Here is a 21800-nt window from a genome sequence, read left to right on the forward strand (position 1 = left end):
CAGGCAACGAACGCATTGCGGGCCATGCCGCCACCCTATGGCTTGAAGCGCCCAAGTGCGGCAGTGGCTACTTCGCCGTCTTGCGCTGAAGTTCCTCCGCTGATGCCCAGGCCTCCCACGATCTTGCCGTCGATCGACACCGGGAGACCGCCTTCCAGAGCCAGGGCGCCGTCGGCACCGCTATAGGCGACGGCGCCTGCCGCTGCGGCGTCCTGCAGGACCTTGGTGGGCTTGCGGAAGCGGGCCGCCGAGCGGGCCTTGGCCGGGGCGATGGCGGTGGAGGCATATTGGGTGCCATCCATCACTTCGATCAGGATCGGATCCCCAGACGGCCCTGTGACCGCTACGGCCATCGCTAGGCCGCGTGCATGCGCTTCATCCCTCGCCAGTCGCGCAAGCGCTTGAGCGGCTCGAAGCGTGATCGGCTCTCCGTAGCGCGGGGCCGGCGTCTCCGTGCCCATGGCGCCGGACGATGCTGACAGCGCCCAGAGGAAGACCAGCGCCGCTGCGGGCTTGGCCAGACGGATGTTCATGAAAGCGGCGACCTTCTCGAGCTTGCGGATTTCCTGATCCTTTGTTCGCCCGCGCAGCGATTACCGGCAATGGTTGATCCGTTGTAAGTCCATGACTGAATGTTATAGGATGCCCGTCCTTAAACCGTTCCAGTTAACGGTCTGCGTCTGGTAGTTGGAGAAATATAATACTATTATCAGTAGCTTCATGAGAATATTTGTTTGATCGGCCAATGCCGGAGCGGGTTGAGGCGTGAGCCGCATCTCGGGCGGGAGGAGGTGACAAGGCGGCTGCGTCCGGTTATCAAGCCGGCTGTGCGCCGCTCCGCTTTCCTTCTGCTACTCGTCAGCCTTCTGCTTACGCTCGGCGTAGGCTCTTTGGCGCATGCGACGGAAAGCCTCGCGCAGCATGACGAGGAGGCTACGGCGTGGCATTGGCAGGGAGATGGAGATCATTCCCCCCCGGACCAGGACAGCGCCGTTCCCCATCATCACGGTAGCTGCCATGGCCATCACATCGGCACACCGGCTGAGCGCTCCGTGCTCGATGACAGCCGTGTGATGCCTCTTGCAGGCCAGGCAGATCCTGTCTTTCCGCTTCGACCTGTCGATCACCTGCCAGAGATCGAACCGCCCATTTTCTGAATGACGCCGCCGACCTCGGCCGCTTGCGCGGTCGAGGCGTTGAATGACGTCTTCAGGAGATTCATAATATGTATCGTATCATCGCAGCCGTTGCGGCTGCGGCGTGCTGCGCTGTCGGCGCACATGCGAGCGATGGCCCGCCGCCGTTCACCCTGGCGCGCGCGCTATCGCTGGCGGGCGCAGGCTCGCCCGTCGCCGAAGCAGGAAGTGCGCAGGTTCGCGTGGCTGCAGCCGCCCGTACCGTCGCCGCCCTGCGTCCCAACCCCTCGCTGAGCCTCCAGACCGAGAACGTTGCCGGAAGCGGCACTTATCGCGGTTTCGATGGTGCGGAGACGACCGCGCAATTCACGCTCCCGCTGGAAATGGGCGGAAAGCGTTCTGCACGCATCGCCGTGGCCGATGCCGGGCAGGAACGGGCACGGGTCGAACGTGCGATTTCCATGGCCGATCTCAGGCTAGCAGTGACGCAAGGCTACATAGCCGCGCTCGCTGCCGAGCACCGTGCGCTGATTGCAGCGCGGCAAGTGGAAATCGCGGGTGAGGCGCTGCATGCTTCGCAAGTCCGCGTCCGTGCCGGGCGCGCGTCGCCGCTTGAGGAACAGCGCAGCCAGCTGATGTTGGCCAATGCCCGTCTAGCCAGCGAGCAGGCGGTGAGGCTGACCCAGGTGGCGCGTGGAAACCTCGCGCGGTTGATCGTGGCGCCCGTGGATGGAGCCCTGGACGCGGCGTGGTTCGATCATCTCGCGATCGCCGGGCCGGTCGAGCGGGCTGTGATCGACGATACGTTGGCCGTTCGCGCGGCCGCGTTGGACGTGGCTAGCGCCGATGCGCAGCTACGTCTGGCCGCTGCCCGGCGGGTGCCCGATCTTCAGCTCTTCGCCGGTCCGCGTCGGCTTGAGGCGACGCGCGACACGGCGATGACCTTCGGCGTCTCGATCCCGCTCCAGTTGTTCGATCGGGGCAGCGCCGCATTGGCGCAGGCGCATGCAGAACGGGACGAAAGGGATGCGCAGAGGCGCGTGGCGCAGATCCGCATCGGGCAGGCTATCGCGAGTGCCGATGCCGAGGTGGCCAATGCCGAGACGGCGGCCCGTGTGGCAGGCGGGCCGGCTTTGGCGGCTGCGCAAGAGGCCGCGCGCATCGCCCGCATAGGATATCGCGAGGGCAAGTTCGGGCAACTCGACCTGCTCGATGCCGAACGTGCTCTCGCGGAGACCAGACTGGCCGCCGTCGATGCGCTGGCCGCCTATCACGACGCTACGGCGCGCAGGGAGCGCCTGACCGCGCCCGCGCCCGCGCCGCTCCCGACCGAGGATTGAACCGATGAAGACGTTGATACACGCGGCGGCGCTGGCGCTTGCACTGATGCTGGGCGCCTGCAGTTCCGCACCACAGGACAGCGAAGTCCATGCTCGCGAGGAAGGGCGTGGAGAGGGGACCGGGCATGAAAGTGGCGGTCATGAGGAAGGCACCGTGTCGCTCAGCGCGGAGCAGTTGAAGACGGCAGGCGTGGAAGTCATGACGGTCGGTGCGGCCGGCGTTGGCGGGGCGGTGTCGCTGTCCGCCACGATTGAGGCCGATCCTCAGGGCATTCAGATCGTGACCGCGGCCATCGGCGGGCGACTGGTGACGCTGGGCCGCAACCTCGGTGATGCCGTGCAGGCCGGAGAGACGCTTGCCGTCGTCGAAAGCCGCGAAGCGGCGCAGATGCAGGGGGAGATCGAGGCCGCCTCGGCACGCCTGTCGCTCGCCAACAGCAATCTTGCCCGCGAGCGGCGCCTGTTCGCGGAGAAGGTTTCGGCTGAGCAGGATCTCGTTGCGGCGCGAACGGCAGCGGCCGAGGCAGCGATCGCGCTGCGCCTTGCCCGCCAGCAACTGGCGGTGACGGGGAGGGCAGCCGGCGGGTTCAACCGGGTGGCGCTGCCTTCGCCCTTGTCCGGCCAAGTGATCGCCCGTAGCGCTACGCTGGGTCAGGTGGTGGCGCCGGATACGGAACTGTACCGGGTCGCCAATCTCGGCAAGGTTACGATCGCGCTGTCGTTGTCCGCCGCCGATGCGGCCCGGATTCGGCCCGGTGCCCGGGTCACCGTCACCGCGCCGGGTCGTAGCGCCGAAGGAGCCATCCGGTTCCTTTCCCCAATCCTCGATCCGCAGACCCGCCTGGTTCCGGCGATCGCCGCGCTCGACAACCGCGCCGGCCAGTGGCGTGTGGGCGAGACGGTGAACGCCGAGGTGGCGCTTCCTCAAATGGGGCGCACGACAGCCGTTTCGGTGCCGCAGGTAGCCATCCAGACCGTCGAAGGGCGGCCCAGCGTCTTCGTATGGACGGCGAAGGGCTTTCGTGCAGTTCCGGTGGAAACCGGGCAGGCGAGTGGCGGCCAAGTCCTGGTCATGCGGGGGCTCAAGGGCGGCGAGCGGATCGCCGCCGCCGGGTCATTTATGCTCAAGGCCGAACTCGGCAAGGGCGAGGCGGAGCACGAGCACTGAGCCATGATTCATTCCATCGTTTCCTTCTCCGTCGCGCGGCGCTGGCTGGTGCTGCTGCTCACGGTTATCGCCTGCCTCATTGGCGGTTGGTCGCTGCAGCGCCTGCCGATCGATGCGGTTCCCGACATCACCAACAACCAGGTCCAGATCAACGTGCGCGCGCCCGCACTCTCGCCCGAACTGGTCGAAAGCCAAGTGGCATTTCCCATCGAGACGGCGCTTTCGGGCATCCAGGGGCTTGAATATACCCGTTCGCTCAGCCGCAACGGCTTTGCGCAGGTCACCGCCGTCTTCACCGATGCCACCGACATCTACTTCGCGCGCCAGCAGGTGAGCGAACGGCTGGCGACGGTTGACGGCAACCTTCCGGACGGCGTCACACCCGAAATGGGGCCGATCGCCACGGGCCTGGGCGAGGTGTACATGTGGACGGTGCGCCTCGATCACCGCGAGGACGACCGCCACGAGCCGGGGGAACCCGGCATTCAGCCAGATGGCAGCTACATCACGCCGCAGGGCGAGCGACTCGTCACGCAGGCGGATCAGGCGACGTACCTGCGCACCGCGCAGGATTGGATCGTGACACCGCTGCTCAAGAACACGCCGGGGCTGGCAGGCGTCGATGCGATCGGCGGCTATGTGAAGCAGTTCCAGGTCGTTCCCGACCTCCAGCGCCTTGCCGCGCTGAGGATCGGCATTGACGAGCTTGCGCGCGCTCTGGAGGAGAACAACAGCGCAGTGGGCGCCGGTGTCGTCGATCGCAACGGCGAAGGGTTGGCGGTCCGATCGGATGCGCGCCTGCGCGGCGTGGCCGATCTGGCCGATACGGTGATCGCCACGCGCGAGGGCGTGCCAATCCTGCTGCGCCAAGTCGCCACGGTGAAGACCGGACAGGCGCTGCGGATGGGTTCCGCATCCGAGAACGGGCGCGAGGTCGTGGTTGGTACTGCCGTCATGCGGGTGGCGGAGAACAGCCGCGCTGTCGCATCAGCGGTGGCAAGGCGGCTTGACGAGATCAACGCCTCGCTTCCGACCGATGTGATCGTCCAGCCGGTGCTGGATCGTACCGCACTGGTAAACTCGACGATCGGCACAGTGGCGAAGAACCTAGGCGAAGGCGCGCTGCTGGTGATCGTGGTACTCTTCGCGCTGCTCGGCAACTTTCGTGCGGCGCTGATCGCGGCGCTGGTCATTCCGGTGACGATGCTCCTGACCGGATTCGGCATGTTGCGGGGCGGCGTCTCTGCCAATCTCATGAGCTTGGGCGCGCTGGACTTTGGCCTGATCGTCGATGGCGCGGTTATCATCGTCGAAAATGCCTTGCGGCGCATGGCCGAAGGACAGCATCGCGAAGGCCGCGTAATGACGCTGGCCGAGCGCCTCGATACCATCGCAGGGGCAGCACGTGAAATGATCCGCCCTTCGGTCTACGGGCAGGCGATCATCATTCTCGTCTATGTCCCGCTGCTGACGCTCACCGGGATCGAGGGCAAGACGTTCGCGCCGATGGCGTTGACGGTGATCCTGGCGCTCCTCTTTGCGTTCGTGCTGTCGCTGACCTTTGTTCCGGCGATGTTGGCGATCCTGCTCTCGCGGCCCGTCGCTGAGAAGGAGGGGCGTATCATGCGCTGGCTCAAGCACCGCTACGAACCGGGCCTCGAAGGGGCAATGCGCCGTCCGCGCCGGACCTTCGGTGTGGCCTTGGCGGCCTTTGCGGCGGCGCTGGGCATGTTCGCGCTGCTGGGTCAGGAATTCCTGCCGCAACTCGACGAAGGCGACGCCACCGTGCAGGTGCTGCGCGTGCCGGGAACGTCGGTCGATCAGAGTCAGGCGATGCAGTTCCAGGTGGAAAAGGCCATCGCTGCGCTGCCGCAGGTGCGCTTTGTCTTTTCGAAGACGGGGACGGCGGAACTTGCGTCCGACCCGATGCCGCCCAACATCTCCGACACCTTCATCGTCATGAAACCGCGCAAGGCCTGGCCCGATCCGTCGCTGCCGAAGGCCGATCTAATTGCCCTGGTCGAGAAAAGGCTGGAGGCGCTGCCAGGGCAGAGCTTCGAGATCAGCCAGCCCATCCAGATGCGCTTCAACGAACTGATCGCCGGCGTGCGCGGCGACGTTTCCATCAAGGTCTTTGGGGACGATCCCGGCACCATGGGGCGTACTGCCGATAGCATCGCGGCGGTCCTGCGCCGTACCGAAGGCGCTACCGACGTGCGAGTGGAGCAGACCGAAGGCCTGCCGATGCTGGACATCCGGCCTCGCCGCGCGGCGCTGGCGCAACTTGGAGTTTCAGCGAAGGCGGTACTGGACGTGGTCGCGGCCGCGGTCGGCGGGCGCGATGCCGGGATGATCTTCGAAGGCGATCGCCGGTTCGCGGTGACAATCCGGATCGACGACGCCGAAAGATCGGACCCGGTCCGGCTGGCGCAGATTCCGGTGCCGACACCCGGCGGCGCCTATGTGCCGCTTTCCAGCGTAGCCGATATCGCCATTGTCAGCGGTCTCAACCAGATCAGCCGCGAGAACGGAAAGCGGCGTATCGTCGTGCAGGCCAATGTGCGGGGGCGCGATATCGCCAGTGTCGTTTCCGATGCTCAAGCCGCCATCGCGCGCAATGTGCGTTTGCCCGCCGGATCTCATCTGGAATGGGGCGGTCAGTTCGAGAACCTCGCGTCCGCCCGCGAGCGGCTGATGCTGGTTCTACCGGCCTGCTTCGCGTTGATCCTTTTGCTGCTTTACGGGGCACTGGGACGCGGGCGGGATGCAGCGATCGTGTTTACCGGAATACCGCTTGCGCTGGTCGGCGGCGTGTTCGCGTTGTTCGTGCGCGGTATGCCGTTCTCGGTGTCCGCAGCGGTAGGCTTCATCGCGCTGTCGGGGATTGCGGTGCTCAACGGTCTGGTCATGTTGACGTCGATCCGGGCGCTGGTGGACCAGGGGATTGCCCCTGCCCAAGCAGCCCGAGAGGGGGCGATGAGCCGCCTGCGTCCGGTGGTTATGACGGCGCTGGTGGCATCGCTGGGGTTTGTCCCGATGGCGGTGGCGACAGGTTCGGGGGCGGAAGTGCAGAAACCTCTGGCTACCGTGGTTATCGGTGGCCTCATGTCAGCAACGCTTTTGACGCTTTTTGTGCTACCTGCTCTATGCGCTCGGTTTTTGCTTCAAAAGAAGTAAGATTGGAAGTCGATCTGCACAAATATTTAAATACGAATATCTTCGTATCGCTCTTTTTGGCGCCGCCATTGCTGCATTGCACTTCGCCAACGAAGCGAAAGCATCAAAGGAAAGCGTAGGATTATGGGGCGGACATGGCAATCTGCCCCATTTTACGGAATCTGCGTGGAGTTGCCGAATTTCAGGTTTGGAACCAAGCCCGGTCGAGCGCCGATCGTCAGCCACCTGCTCTTGCAGCCGGGCGAAGGATATGAAGATGCGGTCGGTGTGAGTCCGCTGGCTTGGCGAGCAGTCCGCCGATCGCCGTCGCTGGCCTGTATAGATGGTCGGTCAGCAGGTGCCTGGAAACGGCGGTCTTTAAAGAGGCCCCATGCTGTTCCGGACTGGTCCGGAACAGCGCAATGGCGGAGACGCTGGCTTTAAAACCTTTCGATCTAAAATCTTGTTAAATAAAAAGAAAATAAATCTATAGGATATTTACAGCACGTCTTTTATCATAAGCGTCACGCATTTTCGCGAAGAAACTGAAATAAATCTACGATAAACATCCGATAATGTCCATAATTGTTCAGTGTAATTCTCATACTGTTGTTGAGGCAGCTTCATCGTAGGCCGGGCAGCGAGGCATATCTCGCTCGGCTCGCTAACATTTCGCGTCAAGGGCGACGATTGCAGGCTCTGCGCCCATCGCCGTCGGTAAGCGACCTCGTTCCGTTGCTCTGAAGCGGTCATTCGTTCAAGTTAGACCGAGCCGTCTGATAGGGAAAAGCTGCCGGTCGGTCACCGCCCCATTGTTGTCATTGCAGCCGCCAACTAAAGTAAGGGAATGAACAGGGTCTGGAAGACATATTGGATCACAGCGCTCTGCATTGCCGCGTGCGTATTCGTTTGGGCATCGCTCAACATATGGTTTGAGATTATCCCGCTATACAGTGATGGGCATGGTCCCGATCCCGGCTCGCGGGAGTATATGGCAGGGGCGGCCGAAACTCGCCGCTACTGGCACTTCTATGCGGCTCTTGCGGCGGCATACTGGCTAGTTTTCTCGGCGACAATTGCGGGCTGTGTCTGGGTGGTTCTGCGCGTGTTTCGCACGATCCGATTTTCCAATGGCGAATGACGGCTTTCCACCCCAATCAGACCTCCCCACCCCGCTCAGCCTGAGCATGTCGAAGGCCCGGAGGCGGGGCGCGAGGTTTGCCATGCTTCGACAAGCTCAGCATGAGCGGGGTGGGTGGGACAACGTCCATTTCCCACCCGTTTCGCCATTCCGGGCGGCGAGCGCTGCGCTCTATGGCCGCCCGTCCAATGCCCGTCGCTCTCGAAGAAATGCGGCCTGACCTGACACGTCCCATCGTCGCCGAACAGCGGCCGAGTTCCGGCACTCGAGCAGCACTCGTGTTGATCAAGGGTGGAGAGTAGCGTCTATGGTAGGCCTCGGAAGTGGTCGCGCATGGAGGGAACCGTGCCGTTACCTGGCGCAAAAGGGCTGACTGCGGGGTCCCAGCCACCGCCCAGCGCCCGGAATGACGTGATCGCGGATTGCGTTGCACCGACTTGCGCGCGCACAAGAGCATCGCGCGTTGCAAGCAGCCGCGCATCGGCATCCAGCACTTCGATGAGGCTGACCACGCCGCCCTTGTAGGCCGCGGTCGATGCCGTGCGAGCCCGCACCAGCGAGTCTTCGCCTCGTGACAGCACGGTCTGTTGCCGCTGCCGCGCTGCCAGCGCGGACAGGGCGTCTTCCACGTCCTGCGCGGCGCGCAGGACGGCGAGGCGATAGGCGGCCAGCTGCTCTGCGTTGGCTCCGCGAGCTTGCGCGACTTCAGCGTCGATCCTGCCGAAGTCAAACAGTCTCCAGCGCAGACCGGCAGCACCCTGGGCCTGGAGAGCATTGCCCGTGAACAGGCCGGACGTGCCCATCGTGGCCGTCCCCAGCAGTCCGGACAGAGTGAGCCTCGGATAATACTCGGCAAGAGCGGCGCCGATCCGTGCGTTGCTGGCCGCCAGCCGGCGCTCGGCCACGATCACGTCGGGACGGCGACGCAGCAGTTCGGCCGGTGTCACGGCATCGCCCAGCATAGGAGCCAGCGGGACGGGCCGTACCGCCTCCAGCAGCGGGCGGTTCGTGCCGGGCACATCGCCCAGCAGCACGTCCAGCGCATTCATCGCCTGTTCGAGATTAGCCTGAAGGTCGGGCAGGGTGGCTTCCACCTGCGCGAGCGCCCCTTCGGCTTGCCGCACCTGTAGTTCCGCCGCGACGCCCTTTGTGTATTGCAGGCGCACGGTATCCAGCAAGCGGCTCTGCGTCTCGACCTGATCGCGTGCGACCGCGAGCCGGGCCTGCAGACCACGAATGGTGACGTAAGTGTCCGCCGTCTGCGTTTCGACGATAAGGCGCGCTGCGTACGTTCCGGCGAGGGCGGCCTGATAATCAGCCAGTGCGGCCTCCCGTCGGCGGCGCAGGCCCCCGAACAGGTCGACCTCCCAGCTGGCGCCGAGATTTGCCTCGTACTGCTCGCCGTCGCGGTCGTATCCGGGCTGCGTGCTGGCGATGCGGCCGACCGGGGTTTCATTGGATTGGCGTGCCGCGGCCGCCTGTGCCGTCGCGGTGCCTGATGGCAGCAGCGCCGCGTTCGCGCTTCCCAATTGCGCGCGCGCCTGGCCGGCCCGCGCGACGGCCTGCGCAAGGTCGAGGTTTTGCGTGAGCGCGCGAGACACGAAGGTGCTGAGAAGCGGATCGTCGAACCCGTCCCACCAGCGGGTGAGATCGGCAATTCCCACATCCGTTCCAATGGGCTGCTTTGCGACGGGCGAGCCGATGAACTTGCCCGGCAGGGCGACCTGCGGACGATGATAATCGGGGCCGACAGCGCAGCCGGCAAGCGCCAGCGGCGCGCAGAAGGTGGGGCAAACGCGCAAGAACATGGGCGGTATCCAGGCTGGATGAGTGTTGTGACTCATATTCTATAATGGTCACTCGTTGTCAATCGGGGACCAATTCGCTATCTTCACGGTCATGACTGAAGAGACATTCGATACGCTCGCCGTCGGGCATCGCGGGCCCGGGGATCACGCCATTCGCGAGCAAATAGTGGAGGCCGCGGAAGCGCACTTTTCCCGGTACGGCTACAACAAGACGACAGTTTCCGACCTCGCCAAGGCGATCGGTTTCTCAAAGGCCTACGTCTACAAGTTCTTCGATTCGAAGCAGGCGATCGGGCAGGCGATCTGCGCCAAGACGCTGGAGCGCCTTCTGGCTCAGGCCCAGGCAGCGGTCGCGGATGCCGGCCCTGCGACCGAGAAAATGCGGCGATTCTTCAAGGCAATCGTGACCGCGAGCGCGGAGTTGTTCTTCGACGACCAGAAGCTCTACGAGATTGCGACTCACTCCGTGGTCGAGCAGTGGCCTTCGTGCCAAGCTTATTGCGCCGCGCTGGAGCAGATGGTCCGCGACATCGTGGCTGAAGGCCGAACCGCCGGTGAGTTCGAGCGCAAGACGCCGCTGGACGAAACCGCGCGTGCCATCATGAAAGCGATGGAATCGTTCCATAATCCCGTCATGCTTCAGTACAAGCTGGACAGCCTGCCCGATGGCCCCACCGAAGTGGTAAACCTGATCCTGCGCAGTCTCGCACCATAAAATGCGGCGTATGTGTTGTGACTAGTTGACAATATGGTCACTTGAATGAGAATTGCGGACCTGACTTCCTCAGGCAGGACTCGCCATGTCGACCGCTATCGCAATCTCCCTTCGTCATCCGGCCACCCGTGTTGCGGCGCTTGTTCTTCCTCTGATGCTCTCCGCGTGCGGTCATGCCGAAGCTGATCCCCGGACTGAGCCGCCACTCGTACGCACAGCTCTTGCAAGTATTGCCCACGGCAACGGGGAGAGTTTCACAGGAGTGGTCTCCTCGCGTGTTCAGAGCGATCTTGGCTTCCGCATTGCCGGAAAGGTCGTGGCGCGCCTGGTCGATACCGGGCAGGTAGTGCGTCGTGGTCAGCCGTTGATGCGGATTGATGCCACGGACTACTTACTGGCCGCGCGCCAGTCTCAGGGATCCGTGACCGCTGCGCGCGCCGCTGCGTTGCAGACGGCCGCCGATGAGCGGCGCTATCGTGATCTCGTCGGCGCAGGCGCGGTTTCGGCATCGGCCTACGACAAGGTCAAGGCCGACGCCGATGCAGCCAGGGCGCAGCTTGCCGCGATAGAAGCGCAGGCTTCGGTGTCACGAAACGAGGCCGGTTATGCCATCCTCGTCGCGGATGCCGATGGTACGGTGGTCGAGACGCTCGCAGAGCCGGGTCAGGTCGTCAGTGCCGGGCAGCCCGTGGTTCGCCTTGCCCATGCCGGTGCGCGCGAGGCCGTGGTCGCCTTGCCGGAGACGCAGCGCCCGTCCATCGGCTCCACCGCGCATGCCAGCCTGTTCGGCGGCGCGACGGCGACCGCACGGTTGCGGCAGTTATCCGACGCCGCCGATCCGCGCACCCGGACATACGAAGCGCGTTTCGTGCTCGATGGCGCTGCGGCTCGCGCCCCGCTCGGCTCTACGATCACGGTAAATCTTGGGCATGGCCGGACATCGTCCGGCGTCGAGGTGCCGATCGGCGCCCTCTACGATCGGGGGCGGGGACCGGGCATATGGACAATCGATAAGTCGAGCCGGGTCCGCTGGCGGGCCGTGCAGGTCGCCGCGATCGGTGGCGAGACGGTGCGCGTGAGCCGAGGCGTCCGGCCGGGCGAGCGCTTCGTCTCGCTGGGCGCGCACCTGCTTCACGATGGCGAGCAGGTCCGCGTCATGGGCGGGATGGCAGCGCGATGAGCGGCTTCAACCTTTCCGCTCTTGCCGTCCGTGAGCGGGCGATCACGCTGTTCCTCATCATCGCGCTGTCGATTGCCGGCTTGGTAGCCTTCCTCAGCCTGGGCCGCGCGGAGGATCCCGCCTTCACGGTCAAGGTCATGACCGTCGTCACCGCATGGCCGGGCGCCACTGCGCAGGAGATGCAGGATCAGGTCGCCGAGCCTCTGGAAAAGCGCCTGCAGGAACTCTCATGGTACGACCGTTCCGAGACCTTCACGCGGCCCGGCCTTGCCTTCACCACCCTGACACTCAAGGACATGACGCCACCGGCCGATGTCCCCGAAGAATTCTATCAGGCGCGCAAAAAGCTGGCCGATGAGGCATCGAAGCTGCCGCGCGGCGTCGTCGGGCCTATGGTCAACGACGAATATTCCGACGTCACTTTCGCGCTCTATGCCCTCAAGGCCAGGGGGGAGCCCTTGCACGTTCTGGCCCGAGAGGCCGAGGCCCTGCGCCAGCGCCTGCTTCATGTCCCCGGCGTGCGAAAGGTCAATATCGTCGGCGAGCGCCCCGAACGCATCTTTGTCGAGTTCTCGCAAGCACGTCTGGCGACATTGGGCGTCAATCCGCGCGACATACTCTCGGCCCTCGCCGCGCAGAATCTGGTGACACCCGCGGGTTCGATCGAGGCGAAGGGGCCGCAGGTCGTGGTGCGGCTCGACGGTGCGTTCGACGGGCTCGACGCGATCCGGGCTATCCCCATCGTCGCGCAGGGCCGGACGCTGCGCCTATCCGATATCGCCGAAGTGAAGCGCGGTTACGAAGATCCTGCCAGCTTCATCGTCCGTCACGAGGGCGAGCCGACACTGCTGCTCGGTATCGTCAAGCGCGATCGCTGGAACGGACTGGATCTCGGGAAGGCGCTCGATGCGGAAGTCTCCAAGATCGGCGCCGAACTGCCGCTGGGCCTTTCGCTGACCAAAGTCACCGACCAGGCTGTCAATATTCAGGAGGCAGTCGGCGAGTTCATGCTCAAGTTCTTCGTCGCGCTCGCCGTGGTCATGGCGGTGTGCCTGATCTCCATGGGTTGGCGTGTAGGCATCGTCGTGGCCGCGGCCGTGCCTCTGACGCTGGCGACGGTGTTCGTCATCATGATGGCGACCGGGCGCGAGTTCGACCGGATCACGCTGGGGGCACTGATCCTCGCGCTCGGCCTGCTCGTCGACGATGCGATCATCGCCATCGAGATGATGGTGGTGAAGATGGAGGAAGGCTTCGATCGCATAAAGGCCGCGACCTATGCCTGGAGCCATACCGCGGCGCCGATGCTGAGCGGTACGCTGGTGACCGTGATCGGCCTGATGCCGGTCGGCTTCGCCAAGTCCAGCGCAGGCGAGTATGCGGGCAACATCTTCTGGATCGTCGGCTTCGCGCTGATCACCTCGTGGATCGTCGCGGTCGCCTTCACGCCCTATCTCGGCGTCAAGCTGCTCCCCGAGATCGGGCAGGTAAAGGGCGGTCACGACGCGATCTACGATACCCCGCGCTACAATCGCCTGCGCCGCATCCTGTCGGGTGTAATCCGGCGCAAGTGGACGGTTGCGGGCGCCGTCGTCGGCGCCTTCGTGATCGCCGTGTTCGGGATGGGCGCGGTGAAGCAGCAGTTCTTCCCGACCTCGGATCGGCCCGAGGTGCTGGTCGAGGTGCAGATGCCCGAGGGCACCAGCATCGAGCGTACCAGCGCCGCCAGCGCCAAGGTCGAGGCATGGCTGCGCAAGCAGCCCGAGGCGCAGATCGTCACGGCTTACGTGGGGCAGGGCGCTCCGCGCTTCTTCCTGGCTATGGCCCCAGAACTGCCGGATCCCTCGTTCGCCAAGATCGTGATCCGTACGCCGGATGAAGCCTCGCGCGAGGCATTGAAGCTCCGCATCCGGCGCGCAGCGGCGGACGGGCTGGCCCCGGAAGCGCGGATTCGTGCGACGCAGCTGGTGTTCGGGCCGTACTCTCCGTTCCCGGTCGCATTCCGCGTGAACGGGCCGGAACTCGGCAAAGTGCGGGAGATTGCCGCCGAAGTCGAGCAGGTGATGCAGGCGAGCGGCGACATGCGGCAGGTCAATACCGACTGGGGCGAGCGGGTGCCGACGGTGCACTTCGTGCTCGATCAGGATCGCCTGCGGGCAATGGGGTTGACGTCGCAGGAGGCTGCAGAGCAACTGCAATTCTTCCTGACCGGCACCACCGTCAGTCAGGTGCGCGAGGATATTCGCACTGTCGATGTCGTGGCGCGCAGCAACGGTGCGGAGCGGCTCGATCCCGCACGAATCGGCGGGTTTACGCTCGTCGGCGCGGAGGGACAGCATGTGCCCGTGTCGCAGATCGGCCGTCTGGAAGTCCGCATGGAAGACCCCATCCTGCGGCGCCGGGACCGGGTGCCGACGATCACCGTGCGCGGCGACATCGCGGAGGGGCTGCAGCCGCCGGAAGTGTCGATGGCGATGGAGAAGGCGCTGGCGCCGGTGAAGGCAAAGCTCCCGTCCGGCTATCGCATCGACACGGCGGGCGCGATCGAGGAAGCGGGCAAGGCGAATGCGGCGCTGGCGGCGGTGTTTCCGATCATGATCGCGTTGATGCTGACCGTCATCATCTTTCAGGTCCGCAGTTTCTCGGCGATGGCGATGGTGGTGGCGACCGCGCCGCTGGGACTGGTGGGCGTGGTGCCGACGCTGCTGCTGTTCGGGCAGCCGTTCGGCTTCAATGCCATCCTCGGGCTGATCGGTCTGGCCGGTATCCTGATGCGCAACACGTTGATTTTGATCGGACAAATCCACAGCAACGAGGCTGACGGACTCGATCCCTACCATGCCGTGGTGGAGGCGACCGTGCAACGCGCGCGGCCGGTGATCCTGACCGCGCTCGCAGCGATCCTTGCGTTCATTCCGTTGACGACTTCGGTGTTCTGGGGCTCGCTTGCCTATACGCTGATTGGCGGAACTCTGGGCGGAACCGTGCTTACGCTGATCTTCCTGCCGGCCCTCTACGCTATCTGGTTCCGCATCCGGACTGACGCGCCGAAGAGCGGTACTGAGCGGCACCGAGAGGGCACGAAGGTACACCTGCCGGTATGAGAAAGGACCCGGCCGCTCATCGAGACGCGGCCGGGCCGGTCCATTCGAGCGACCATGTCGAAAAACAAGTTTCCACCCGTGACACCTTGCGTATGTGCAATTGCACATTACATCACGCTCATGCCCGATAGACCTTCCGCTTGCTACAATCTTGCCGCGCGTCGCCACGCGCGTGCGCTCACGCGGTTGTACGACCGGCACCTTGCGCCGGCGGGTCTGTCGAGTTCACAGTTCTCGATCCTCGCCGTGACCGCGCGGGGGGAGGCGATGACGATCGCGGAACTGGCACACGCGATGGTGATGGAGCGCACGACCTTGATGCGCGCCGTCTCGCGGTTGGAGGCGGAGGGGCTGATCGACCGGCGTCAGCTCGAAGGTACGCGCAGCATCGTACTGACGCTGACGGCAGCCGGGCGTGACAGGCTGACCGTAGCGGCGCCGTTGTGGCGGGCGGCGCAGGAGGCTTACGAAACGCAGGTCGGCGCGCAGGAAGCCGCCTACCTCCGCGACAATCTGCAACGACACGCTTTCGAGGACTGACGATGCGGCCCGCCAGCGAAGCCGCGTGTTGAAATGTGCAATTACACATATCCCTTCCCAAGTTCCGATTTTCAGGAGACTCCCATGCAGTACAGGACATTCGGACGCACCGGCGTGCAGGTGGCGCAGATCGCGCTTGGCACCGGCAATTTCGGCACCCGCTGGGGGCACGGCGCCGAGCCGCGTGAAAGCGAGGCGATCCTCAACGCCTATGCCGATGCGGGCGGCAACTTCATCGACACCGCCGACGTCTACCAGTTCGGTGAGGCGGAGGAGCTTCTCGGCGGTATGCTCAAGGGGAGGCGCGAGGATTTCCTGCTAGCCTCCAAGTTCACGATGGGCGCGGCGCCCGACGCGGGTCGTCTCGTCCTTGGCAACAGCCGCAAGGCGATGGCTGCGTCGGTGGAAGCCAGCTTGCAGCGCCTCGGCACCGACCGCATCGATCTCTACTGGGTCCACCAGCCCGACGGGATAACGCCGATGGAGGAGATCCTGCACGGGCTCGACGACCTCGCGCGGGCAGGCAAGATCCTCTACGCCGGGCTCTCCAACTTCCCCGCCTGGCGCGTTGCGCGGGCGGTGACGCTGGCGGAGGCCGCGCGCAGCCTGCCGCTGGCGGCCGTGCAGTTCGAGCACAGCCTCGTCCATCGCGCGCCGGAGGCGGACCTGTTCCCCGCCGTCGAGGCGCTCGGGCTGGGCGCGGTCACATGGTCGCCGCTTGGCGGAGGGATGCTGACCGGCAAGTACCGCAAGGGCGAGGCAGGCCGGGCCGAAGGGCTTGGCGGCCGGGTGTTCCAGCCGGAAAACAGCGCCAAGCGCTCTGCCGTGCTCGATGCCGTGCTGGCAGTGGCCGAGGAGGCGGGAATCACCGCAGACCGCGTCGCCATCGCGTGGGCAGGAACGCATGGCGCGGTGCCGCTGATCGGCCCGCGCACACTGGAGCAGCTGCGCAGCAATCTTGCCGCGGCCGACCTTGTCCTTTCGCCTGAACAGATCGCGCGCCTTGATGCGGTCAGCGCGCTTGATCCCGCATCGCCCCGGCGCAGCGAAGCTGCCGTCGCCTGACTGCAAGCAAACGGAGTGAATATCATGTCCCGTACCGAAATCGTGCTCGCACAGCCGGTGCGCACCGCTATCGGCGCCTTCAACGGAACGCTGAAGGACACCCCCGCCACCGTGCTTGGCGCGGCCGTCATCGCCGAGGCCGTGCGGCGGTCGGGCCTCGCGCCCGACCACGTGGGCTCGGTCGTCATGGGGAACGTCCTCCAGGCGGGCAACCGCATGAACCCGGCGCGGCAGGCTGCGATCGGCGGAGGGCTGCCCGTCTCGGTTCCGGCGCTGACCGTCAACCGCGTGTGCGGATCGGGCGCGCAGGCGATCCTGTCCGCCGCGCAGGAAATCGCAATGGGCGGCATCGAGGCGGCGGTTGCGGGCGGCATGGAGAACATGGACCGTGCGCCCTACCTGCTCGAAGGCGGTCGCTGGGGGCTGCGCATGGGGCCCGGCGCGGTGCTCGACAGCATGCTGACTGACGGGCTTCATGATGCCTTCTCGGGCGAACATTCGGGCTGGCACACCGAAACGCTGGTCGACATCACCGGGCTCGGGCGCGAGGAGCAGGACCGCTTCGCGCTGCGTTCACAGCAGCGCTTCGCCGCCGCGCGCGATGCCGGACTGTTCGATGCGGAGATTCTTGCGCTCGAAGTCGCGGGCGGCAGGGCGGGCAAGATCGCATTCGGCACCGACGAAGCACCCCGGCCAGACACGACGGCGGAAAAGCTCGCCCGTCTGAAGCCCGCGTTCCGGGCAGGCGGCACGATCACGGCGGGCAATGCGCCGGGCCTCAACAGCGGGGCCGCCGCCGTCGTCGTCGCGCAGCGCACCTTTGCCGAAGCTGCGGGAATCGAGCCTTACGCACGGCTGGCGGGTTACGGCGTTGCAGCGGTCGAGCCGGGTCTGTTCGGGCTGGGGCCTGTCCCCGCCGTGCGGCAGGCGCTGGACCGCGCAGGCTGGGCCCTCGGCGACGTCGAGCGGATCGAGATCAACGAGGCTTTCGCGGTGGTGCCGCTGGCGGTCATCAAGGAACTAGGCATTCCCGAGGACATCGTCAACGTCGAGGGCGGTGCCATCGCTCACGGTCATCCGATCGGCGCGACCGGCGCGGTGCTGACGACGCGGCTGCTGCATTCCATGCGGCGCGACGGCTTGCGCCGCGGCGTGGTGACGCTGTGCATCGGCGGCGGGCAGGGCATCGCCCTCGCATTGGAAGCGCTATGACAGTGCAGGCAGCCCTGCCGAAAGCCGCTATTCCGTCGCCCGTTCGGCAAATGGACGAGCGGACCCGCGCGATGATCGAAGGCCCCGTCGTGCCGATGATCCTTCGCCTCGCCCTGCCCAACGTCCTCATCATGCTGACGCAGGCGTCGACCGGCCTGATCGAGACATGGTGGGTGGCGAAGTTGGGTTCCGACGCGCTGGCGGGCATGGCGCTTGTATTCCCCGCGCTGATGCTGATGACGACCTTCTCGGCCGGAGCCCTTGGCGGCAGCATATCTTCGGCCGTGGCGCGCGCGCTTGGCGGTCGGCGGCAGGTGGAGGCGGACGCGCTTGTCCTCCATGCAGTGGTGGTCAACGTCGTGCTTGGCCTTACGTTTTCGGCGCTCTTCCTCGTGGGCGGGGAGCGCATCTACCGCCTGATGGGCGGGGAAGGCGCCAGCCTGCATGCCGCGCTCGTCTACTCGGACATCGTCTTCGCGGGCAATGTGTTCCTGTGGCTGATGAGCGGCCTTTCCAGCGTGATCCGGGGGACGGGAAACATGCGCTTTCCGGCGCTCGTCACGTGCATCGGCGCGCTGTTCCTGATTCCCGTCTCGCCGCTGCTGATCTTTGGCTTCGGCCCGGTCCCTGCGCTCGGCATCGCCGGGGGCGGCGCCGCGCTACTCGTCTATTACGCCGCTGGCACGCTGGCGATGGCCTGGCATATCCTGAGCGGTCGCAACCCCGTCCGCTTCGTGAGGGCGCCGCTGCGCCGCGACCTGATCGTCGGACTACTGCGCGTGGGCGGTCTTTCGGCGCTCAATTCGGTGCAGACGAACCTCGTCATCGCCGGGACCACGGCGCTCGTCGCCTCGGGCGCGGGGCTCGCCGCCGTGGCCGGGTACGGGACCGGGGTGCGCCTGGAGTACCTGCTGATCCCGCTCGTGTTCGGGATCGGCGCGCCGCTGATTGCGCTCGTCGCCACCAATCTGGGAGCGGGACAGGTCGCCCGCGCACGGCGTATCGCGCTGACGGGGGCGGCCTTGGCATTCATGGCGTCGGAGACGGTCGGTCTCGTCGCGGCAGCTTTTCCGGCGGCGTGGATGGGCCTGTTCACGCATGACCCGCAGATCGTGCGCCTCGGCAGTTCCTACCTGCGCCTGGTCGGGCCGTTCTACGGCTTCTTCGGCGTCGGCCTTGCCCTCTATTTCGCGTCGCAGGCTGCCGGGCGATTGCGCTGGCCGATTGCGGGCGCCACCGCCCGGCTCATCGTGGCGGTGGGGGGAGGGTTCCTCGTCCTGCGTTACACCGGATCGCTCACGGCCCTGTTCGTGTGCATGAGCGTGGCGCTGGCGGCATACGGTCTCCTGGTTCTCATCCCCGTGGGACTGCGTCCCTGGGCAGGGGAGGAAGGCACCGGCGCAGATGGCGAAGCGGTCAGGGCATGAGCCCTGAGGGGGCTCTCGAACACCGGGAACATCCCGCGGATGTCCTGTCTCTCGTCGAGAAGCGATGGCTGCTCCGCATTGTCGATGCGCTTTCGAATGGGCCTCTTCGTTTCAGCGACATCCGGCGACGGCTGCCGCGCATCAGCGCGAAAATGCTGACGCTGCGCTTGACCGAGATGCACGCGCTCGCGCTCATCGAAATGGTGGTGCATTCTCGTTTGGAGGTGCGGGCCTACGAACTGACGATGCGTGGTCAGATGCTGCACAAGGTCTTGAGAGTCGTGCGAGAGCTGGAGCAGGGCGGCCTCGTCGTCGACCGGAGTTGTCGTATTCAAAGGAAGGGTACCTGAATGAAAGGGCCGTCAATGTGTCTCGACGCGCGAATATAGCTCGAGAAGGCTAAGTCTTGGAGGCGAGAGGGCTCCTCCGGTCGAGACGGTTGTCCGCCAGCGAAGTGCTAAGCCGCCAAGGGACAATTTTTGCCAAAGGTCGCCGGGCGAGGATGGCACCAGCCCTTCGGCCACGCGCCCATTTCTGCCGCTCGGCCACTTCGAGGAATGTCCTAAAAGCCGCCGTTCAACTATGCTGCTCGTTCACGCCTCAGCACGCGCTCCGCCCAAGCTCCGAAGGCGATACCGATCGTGGCCCACATCAGAAGCTGTGTGGCGATAGAAGCGATACGGAAGTTCCATAGCAGTGTGGCTGGGAAATCGCCCGGGACCTCGTTGATCGGGGGCAATAGCAATTGGCCCAGAGCGACGATTGCGATGTATAGCCCTGTCGCGAACAGTGTTGCGTCGAACCCGCGGCGGCCGCGAGCAAAGGTTGCCCGAGCCTTGCCGGCCATCACGGCCGCGCCGAGCGACAGGGCGATCATGGCGAAGTATGCGGCGGTGCGCAGCCCGACCGTTTCGTGTTTGCCGACAGCAGGCGGCGTCTGCGGGTATTTGAGCGCGGGCACGATCACGATGAGAAGAAACGCGAGGCCGGCGAGGAGCAGCGACAGGCTGCGTGGTCCGATCATGCCGAACCGCCCGTAGCCATAGGCAAAAACCAGAGAGAAGACACCTCCGACTGCAGCGCCATACAGCGCCAAAGCTGTCAGCAGCCCGGCACTCTTCTGTATGTCGCGGGACACCAGTTCCTCTTCCTCGCTGTCTCCCGCAGGCTCGCTCATATGGTGCGCCGCGTGAGCGGCGTGCGATTCCTCGTAGCCAATCGCGAGATCGATTTGCGGTTCGGCGAAAGCGCGCGCGAACAGCGTGGAGAGGAGCGCCGCGAGAATGCCGGCCAGCATTCCGCGCCACAACAGGTCCTTGGTCATGTGCCTGCGATCAGTGGCAGGGGAAGCCGAGAAGGTGACGCCCATCGTGGACGAACTCGTGTACATACATGCCCTTGAAGAGCGCGTAGGCGCCCTGCTCGGTGCTCACGAAATAGAGGAAGATGAGCGCCAGAAGCATGCCGAGTACGGCCCAGGGAGCGATGTCTGCGAGCGGAATGGCGCTGCGGCCCTGCACCGGGATGAAAGCGTCGTCGAAAAGCGCGGCGTTCGATGCCATGTCATGCTCCTTCAAGGGTCTCGCGCCCTGAAAACGGATTATCCCGGTTGAAGGTCTGGCTCTCGACGCCCTGCGAAGGCTTCGATTACAGTGGCGCGACCGCGCCGGAATTGCACCGGCTTCTTCAACCAGAAGGTTCGCGCCACTTAAGACCCGGCGAACCGTTCCGTCAACGCTTCCGGAGGTCACCCTGGCAACTTCGCTAATGCTGCTTTGCGCGAGCGCCACGGCATTCAGTCGCAGCGGCGGATTTGCAGGACCGCAAGACGGGCTGGACGAGGCTGGGCGACGCGATGCCGGCCGAATCGTGCTTCCGAGGAGATTTGGAGAAATCGCCTATTGCAGTCCCGCCGTGTCGGCGCAGCAAACGGCACAGGCGATGGGCTGCACGACGCAGATTGAGCCGCTGCTTGCCGACCTCGACAACGGTGAGTGGTCGGGATTGTCATTCGCTGCAATCGAGGAAGCAGAACCCGGGGCGCTCATGGCATGGCTGCAAGCCCCCGAAGGCGGCGCGAAAGGCGGCGAATCGCTTGATGCTGCCTGCGCGCGCATCGCGCCCTGGCTCGACCGTCTCGCCGAACAGAATACGCCAGTCCTTGCCGTTACGCATCCGATGCTCGTGCGCGCCATTCTTGCACAGACGCTTGGCCTTCCGGTAGCGACAACGCTGTCGATCGATCTGGCGCCGCTTTGCCGTGTCATGCTGTCTTTCAATGGCGAATGGCGGCTGCAATCGCTGGGCGCAGGATCTGCTATTGCGAATTGAGATCAATGCGGATAACGCCCGCCGTGTTCGGTTGCTTCGGCAGCCGGTCTGATCGCATCGGTGCCTTGAGAAAGGCTTAAAAGGGAACGCGGTGAGGATGGGCCGATACCCTCGGCTCGCCCGAATCCGAGGCTGTCCCTGCAACTGTGAGCGGCGAGCGCGATGTACATGTGCGGACGGGCAAGGCTCGTGCCGCCAGCCACTGGGCCGGACGCTAACTCCTGCGAGGCCTGGGAAGGCCGTGCATCAAGCTGTGACCCGCAAGCCAGGAGACCTGCCGAAGCACCGGTCGCTCTTGCCTGATCCAGGGGATGGTCTCGGCACGGTTAGTTTTCTCCGTCTGAGCGACGAGAATGCGGCGGGGGGCCGCATCGGTGTCGTGCGTCGGCCGCCTTTTTGGGGTGTCCGGCTGCCGTGCGCGCCGACCGTTCGCGCGGAAGCCTCCTGCCCGGTGTTGCCTGGCGCCCCGGGGGGAAT

General features: G+C 65.1%; 16 protein-coding genes and 2 riboswitches. Of the genes, 12 read left to right on the forward strand and 4 right to left on the reverse strand.

From position 1 onward, the window contains the following. Positions 1 to 35: 35 nt before the first annotated feature. A complete protein-coding gene (locus HWN72_RS20935; RefSeq protein ID WP_008832208.1) occupies positions 36 to 533 on the reverse strand; it encodes a heme-binding protein in 498 nt (165 codons plus the stop codon). 692 nt (positions 534 to 1225) lie between these two features. Here HWN72_RS20935 and HWN72_RS20940 point away from each other — a divergent pair. Genes HWN72_RS20940 through HWN72_RS20950 form a run of 3 tightly spaced genes read left to right on the forward strand, consistent with a single transcriptional unit; the run spans position 1226 to position 6821 of the window. Beyond that, positions 1226 to 2476 (forward strand): TolC family protein, encoded by a 1251-nt coding sequence (locus tag HWN72_RS20940; protein ID WP_211151269.1) that lies wholly within the window; start codon positions 1226 to 1228, stop codon positions 2474 to 2476. A gap of 4 nt (positions 2477 to 2480) precedes the next feature. Beyond that, the gene (locus tag HWN72_RS20945) at positions 2481 to 3644 is read left to right on the forward strand and encodes an efflux RND transporter periplasmic adaptor subunit (protein ID WP_211151270.1); all 1164 of its coding nucleotides are present in this window, start codon (positions 2481 to 2483) and stop codon (positions 3642 to 3644) included. A 3-nt stretch (positions 3645 to 3647) separates the two neighbouring features. Then, positions 3648 to 6821 (forward strand): efflux RND transporter permease subunit, encoded by a 3174-nt coding sequence (locus HWN72_RS20950; protein WP_211151271.1) that lies wholly within the window; start codon positions 3648 to 3650, stop codon positions 6819 to 6821. Between the two features lie 1425 nt (positions 6822 to 8246). Here HWN72_RS20950 and HWN72_RS20955 read toward each other — a convergent pair. Next, positions 8247 to 9749 carry an efflux transporter outer membrane subunit gene (locus HWN72_RS20955; protein WP_211151272.1) on the reverse strand — a complete coding sequence of 501 codons (1503 nt, stop codon included), beginning with the start codon at positions 9747 to 9749 and terminating at the stop codon, positions 8247 to 8249. Positions 9750 to 9840: 91 nt separating this feature from the next. Here HWN72_RS20955 and HWN72_RS20960 point away from each other — a divergent pair, with 91 nt between their 5' ends. From HWN72_RS20960 to HWN72_RS20995, 8 genes are all read left to right on the forward strand, one after another. Next, a complete protein-coding gene (locus HWN72_RS20960) occupies positions 9841 to 10464 on the forward strand; it encodes a TetR/AcrR family transcriptional regulator (RefSeq protein ID WP_211151273.1) in 624 nt (207 codons plus the stop codon). A gap of 154 nt (positions 10465 to 10618) precedes the next feature. Further along, positions 10619 to 11644, forward strand: a complete 1026-nt coding sequence (locus tag HWN72_RS20965; protein WP_051211587.1) for an efflux RND transporter periplasmic adaptor subunit — start codon at positions 10619 to 10621, stop codon at positions 11642 to 11644. Continuing rightward, a complete protein-coding gene (locus tag HWN72_RS20970) occupies positions 11641 to 14748 on the forward strand; it encodes an efflux RND transporter permease subunit (RefSeq protein WP_211151274.1) in 3108 nt (1035 codons plus the stop codon). The genes HWN72_RS20965 and HWN72_RS20970 overlap by 4 nt, the downstream gene beginning before the upstream one ends. A gap of 120 nt (positions 14749 to 14868) precedes the next feature. Beyond that, complete coding sequence (locus tag HWN72_RS20975) at positions 14869 to 15288, forward strand: MarR family winged helix-turn-helix transcriptional regulator (protein ID WP_037521443.1); 420 nt, start codon at positions 14869 to 14871, stop codon at positions 15286 to 15288. Positions 15289 to 15372: 84 nt separating this feature from the next. Further along, a complete protein-coding gene (locus tag HWN72_RS20980) occupies positions 15373 to 16353 on the forward strand; it encodes an aldo/keto reductase (protein ID WP_008832676.1) in 981 nt (326 codons plus the stop codon). 24 nt (positions 16354 to 16377) lie between these two features. Then, a complete protein-coding gene (locus HWN72_RS20985; protein WP_211151275.1) occupies positions 16378 to 17565 on the forward strand; it encodes an acetyl-CoA C-acyltransferase in 1188 nt (395 codons plus the stop codon). 50 nt (positions 17566 to 17615) lie between these two features. Further along, the gene (locus HWN72_RS20990; protein ID WP_248006197.1) at positions 17616 to 18992 is read left to right on the forward strand and encodes an MATE family efflux transporter; all 1377 of its coding nucleotides are present in this window, start codon (positions 17616 to 17618) and stop codon (positions 18990 to 18992) included. Continuing rightward, positions 18989 to 19342 (forward strand): helix-turn-helix domain-containing protein, encoded by a 354-nt coding sequence (locus HWN72_RS20995; RefSeq protein WP_008832679.1) that lies wholly within the window; start codon positions 18989 to 18991, stop codon positions 19340 to 19342. Before HWN72_RS20990 ends, HWN72_RS20995 begins: the two co-directional genes overlap by 4 nt. A 230-nt stretch (positions 19343 to 19572) precedes the next feature. Here the strand turns inward: HWN72_RS20995 and HWN72_RS21000 are convergent, their stop codons facing one another. Together HWN72_RS21000 and HWN72_RS21005 are read right to left on the reverse strand one after the other, a co-directional pair. Beyond that, positions 19573 to 20316: a CbtA family protein gene (locus HWN72_RS21000; RefSeq protein WP_211151276.1), complete on the reverse strand. Its 744-nt coding sequence runs from the start codon at positions 20314 to 20316 to the stop codon at positions 19573 to 19575. A gap of 10 nt (positions 20317 to 20326) precedes the next feature. Beyond that, positions 20327 to 20554, reverse strand: coding sequence for a CbtB-domain containing protein (locus tag HWN72_RS21005; RefSeq protein WP_211151277.1), 228 nt, complete (start codon positions 20552 to 20554; stop codon positions 20327 to 20329). Between the two features lie 33 nt (positions 20555 to 20587). Continuing rightward, positions 20588 to 20719, reverse strand: a riboswitch (cobalamin riboswitch). A 40-nt stretch (positions 20720 to 20759) separates the two neighbouring features. Between HWN72_RS21005 and HWN72_RS21010 the strand changes: the two genes are divergently transcribed. Beyond that, the gene (locus HWN72_RS21010; RefSeq protein ID WP_211151278.1) at positions 20760 to 21323 is read left to right on the forward strand and encodes a histidine phosphatase family protein; all 564 of its coding nucleotides are present in this window, start codon (positions 20760 to 20762) and stop codon (positions 21321 to 21323) included. A gap of 41 nt (positions 21324 to 21364) precedes the next feature. Continuing rightward, positions 21365 to 21620, forward strand: a riboswitch (cobalamin riboswitch). Positions 21621 to 21800 lie beyond the last annotated feature (180 nt).

This window comes from Novosphingobium sp. HR1a (genome assembly GCF_015594425.1).
In the GTDB taxonomy this organism is placed as follows: domain Bacteria; phylum Pseudomonadota; class Alphaproteobacteria; order Sphingomonadales; family Sphingomonadaceae; genus Novosphingobium; species Novosphingobium resinovorum_A.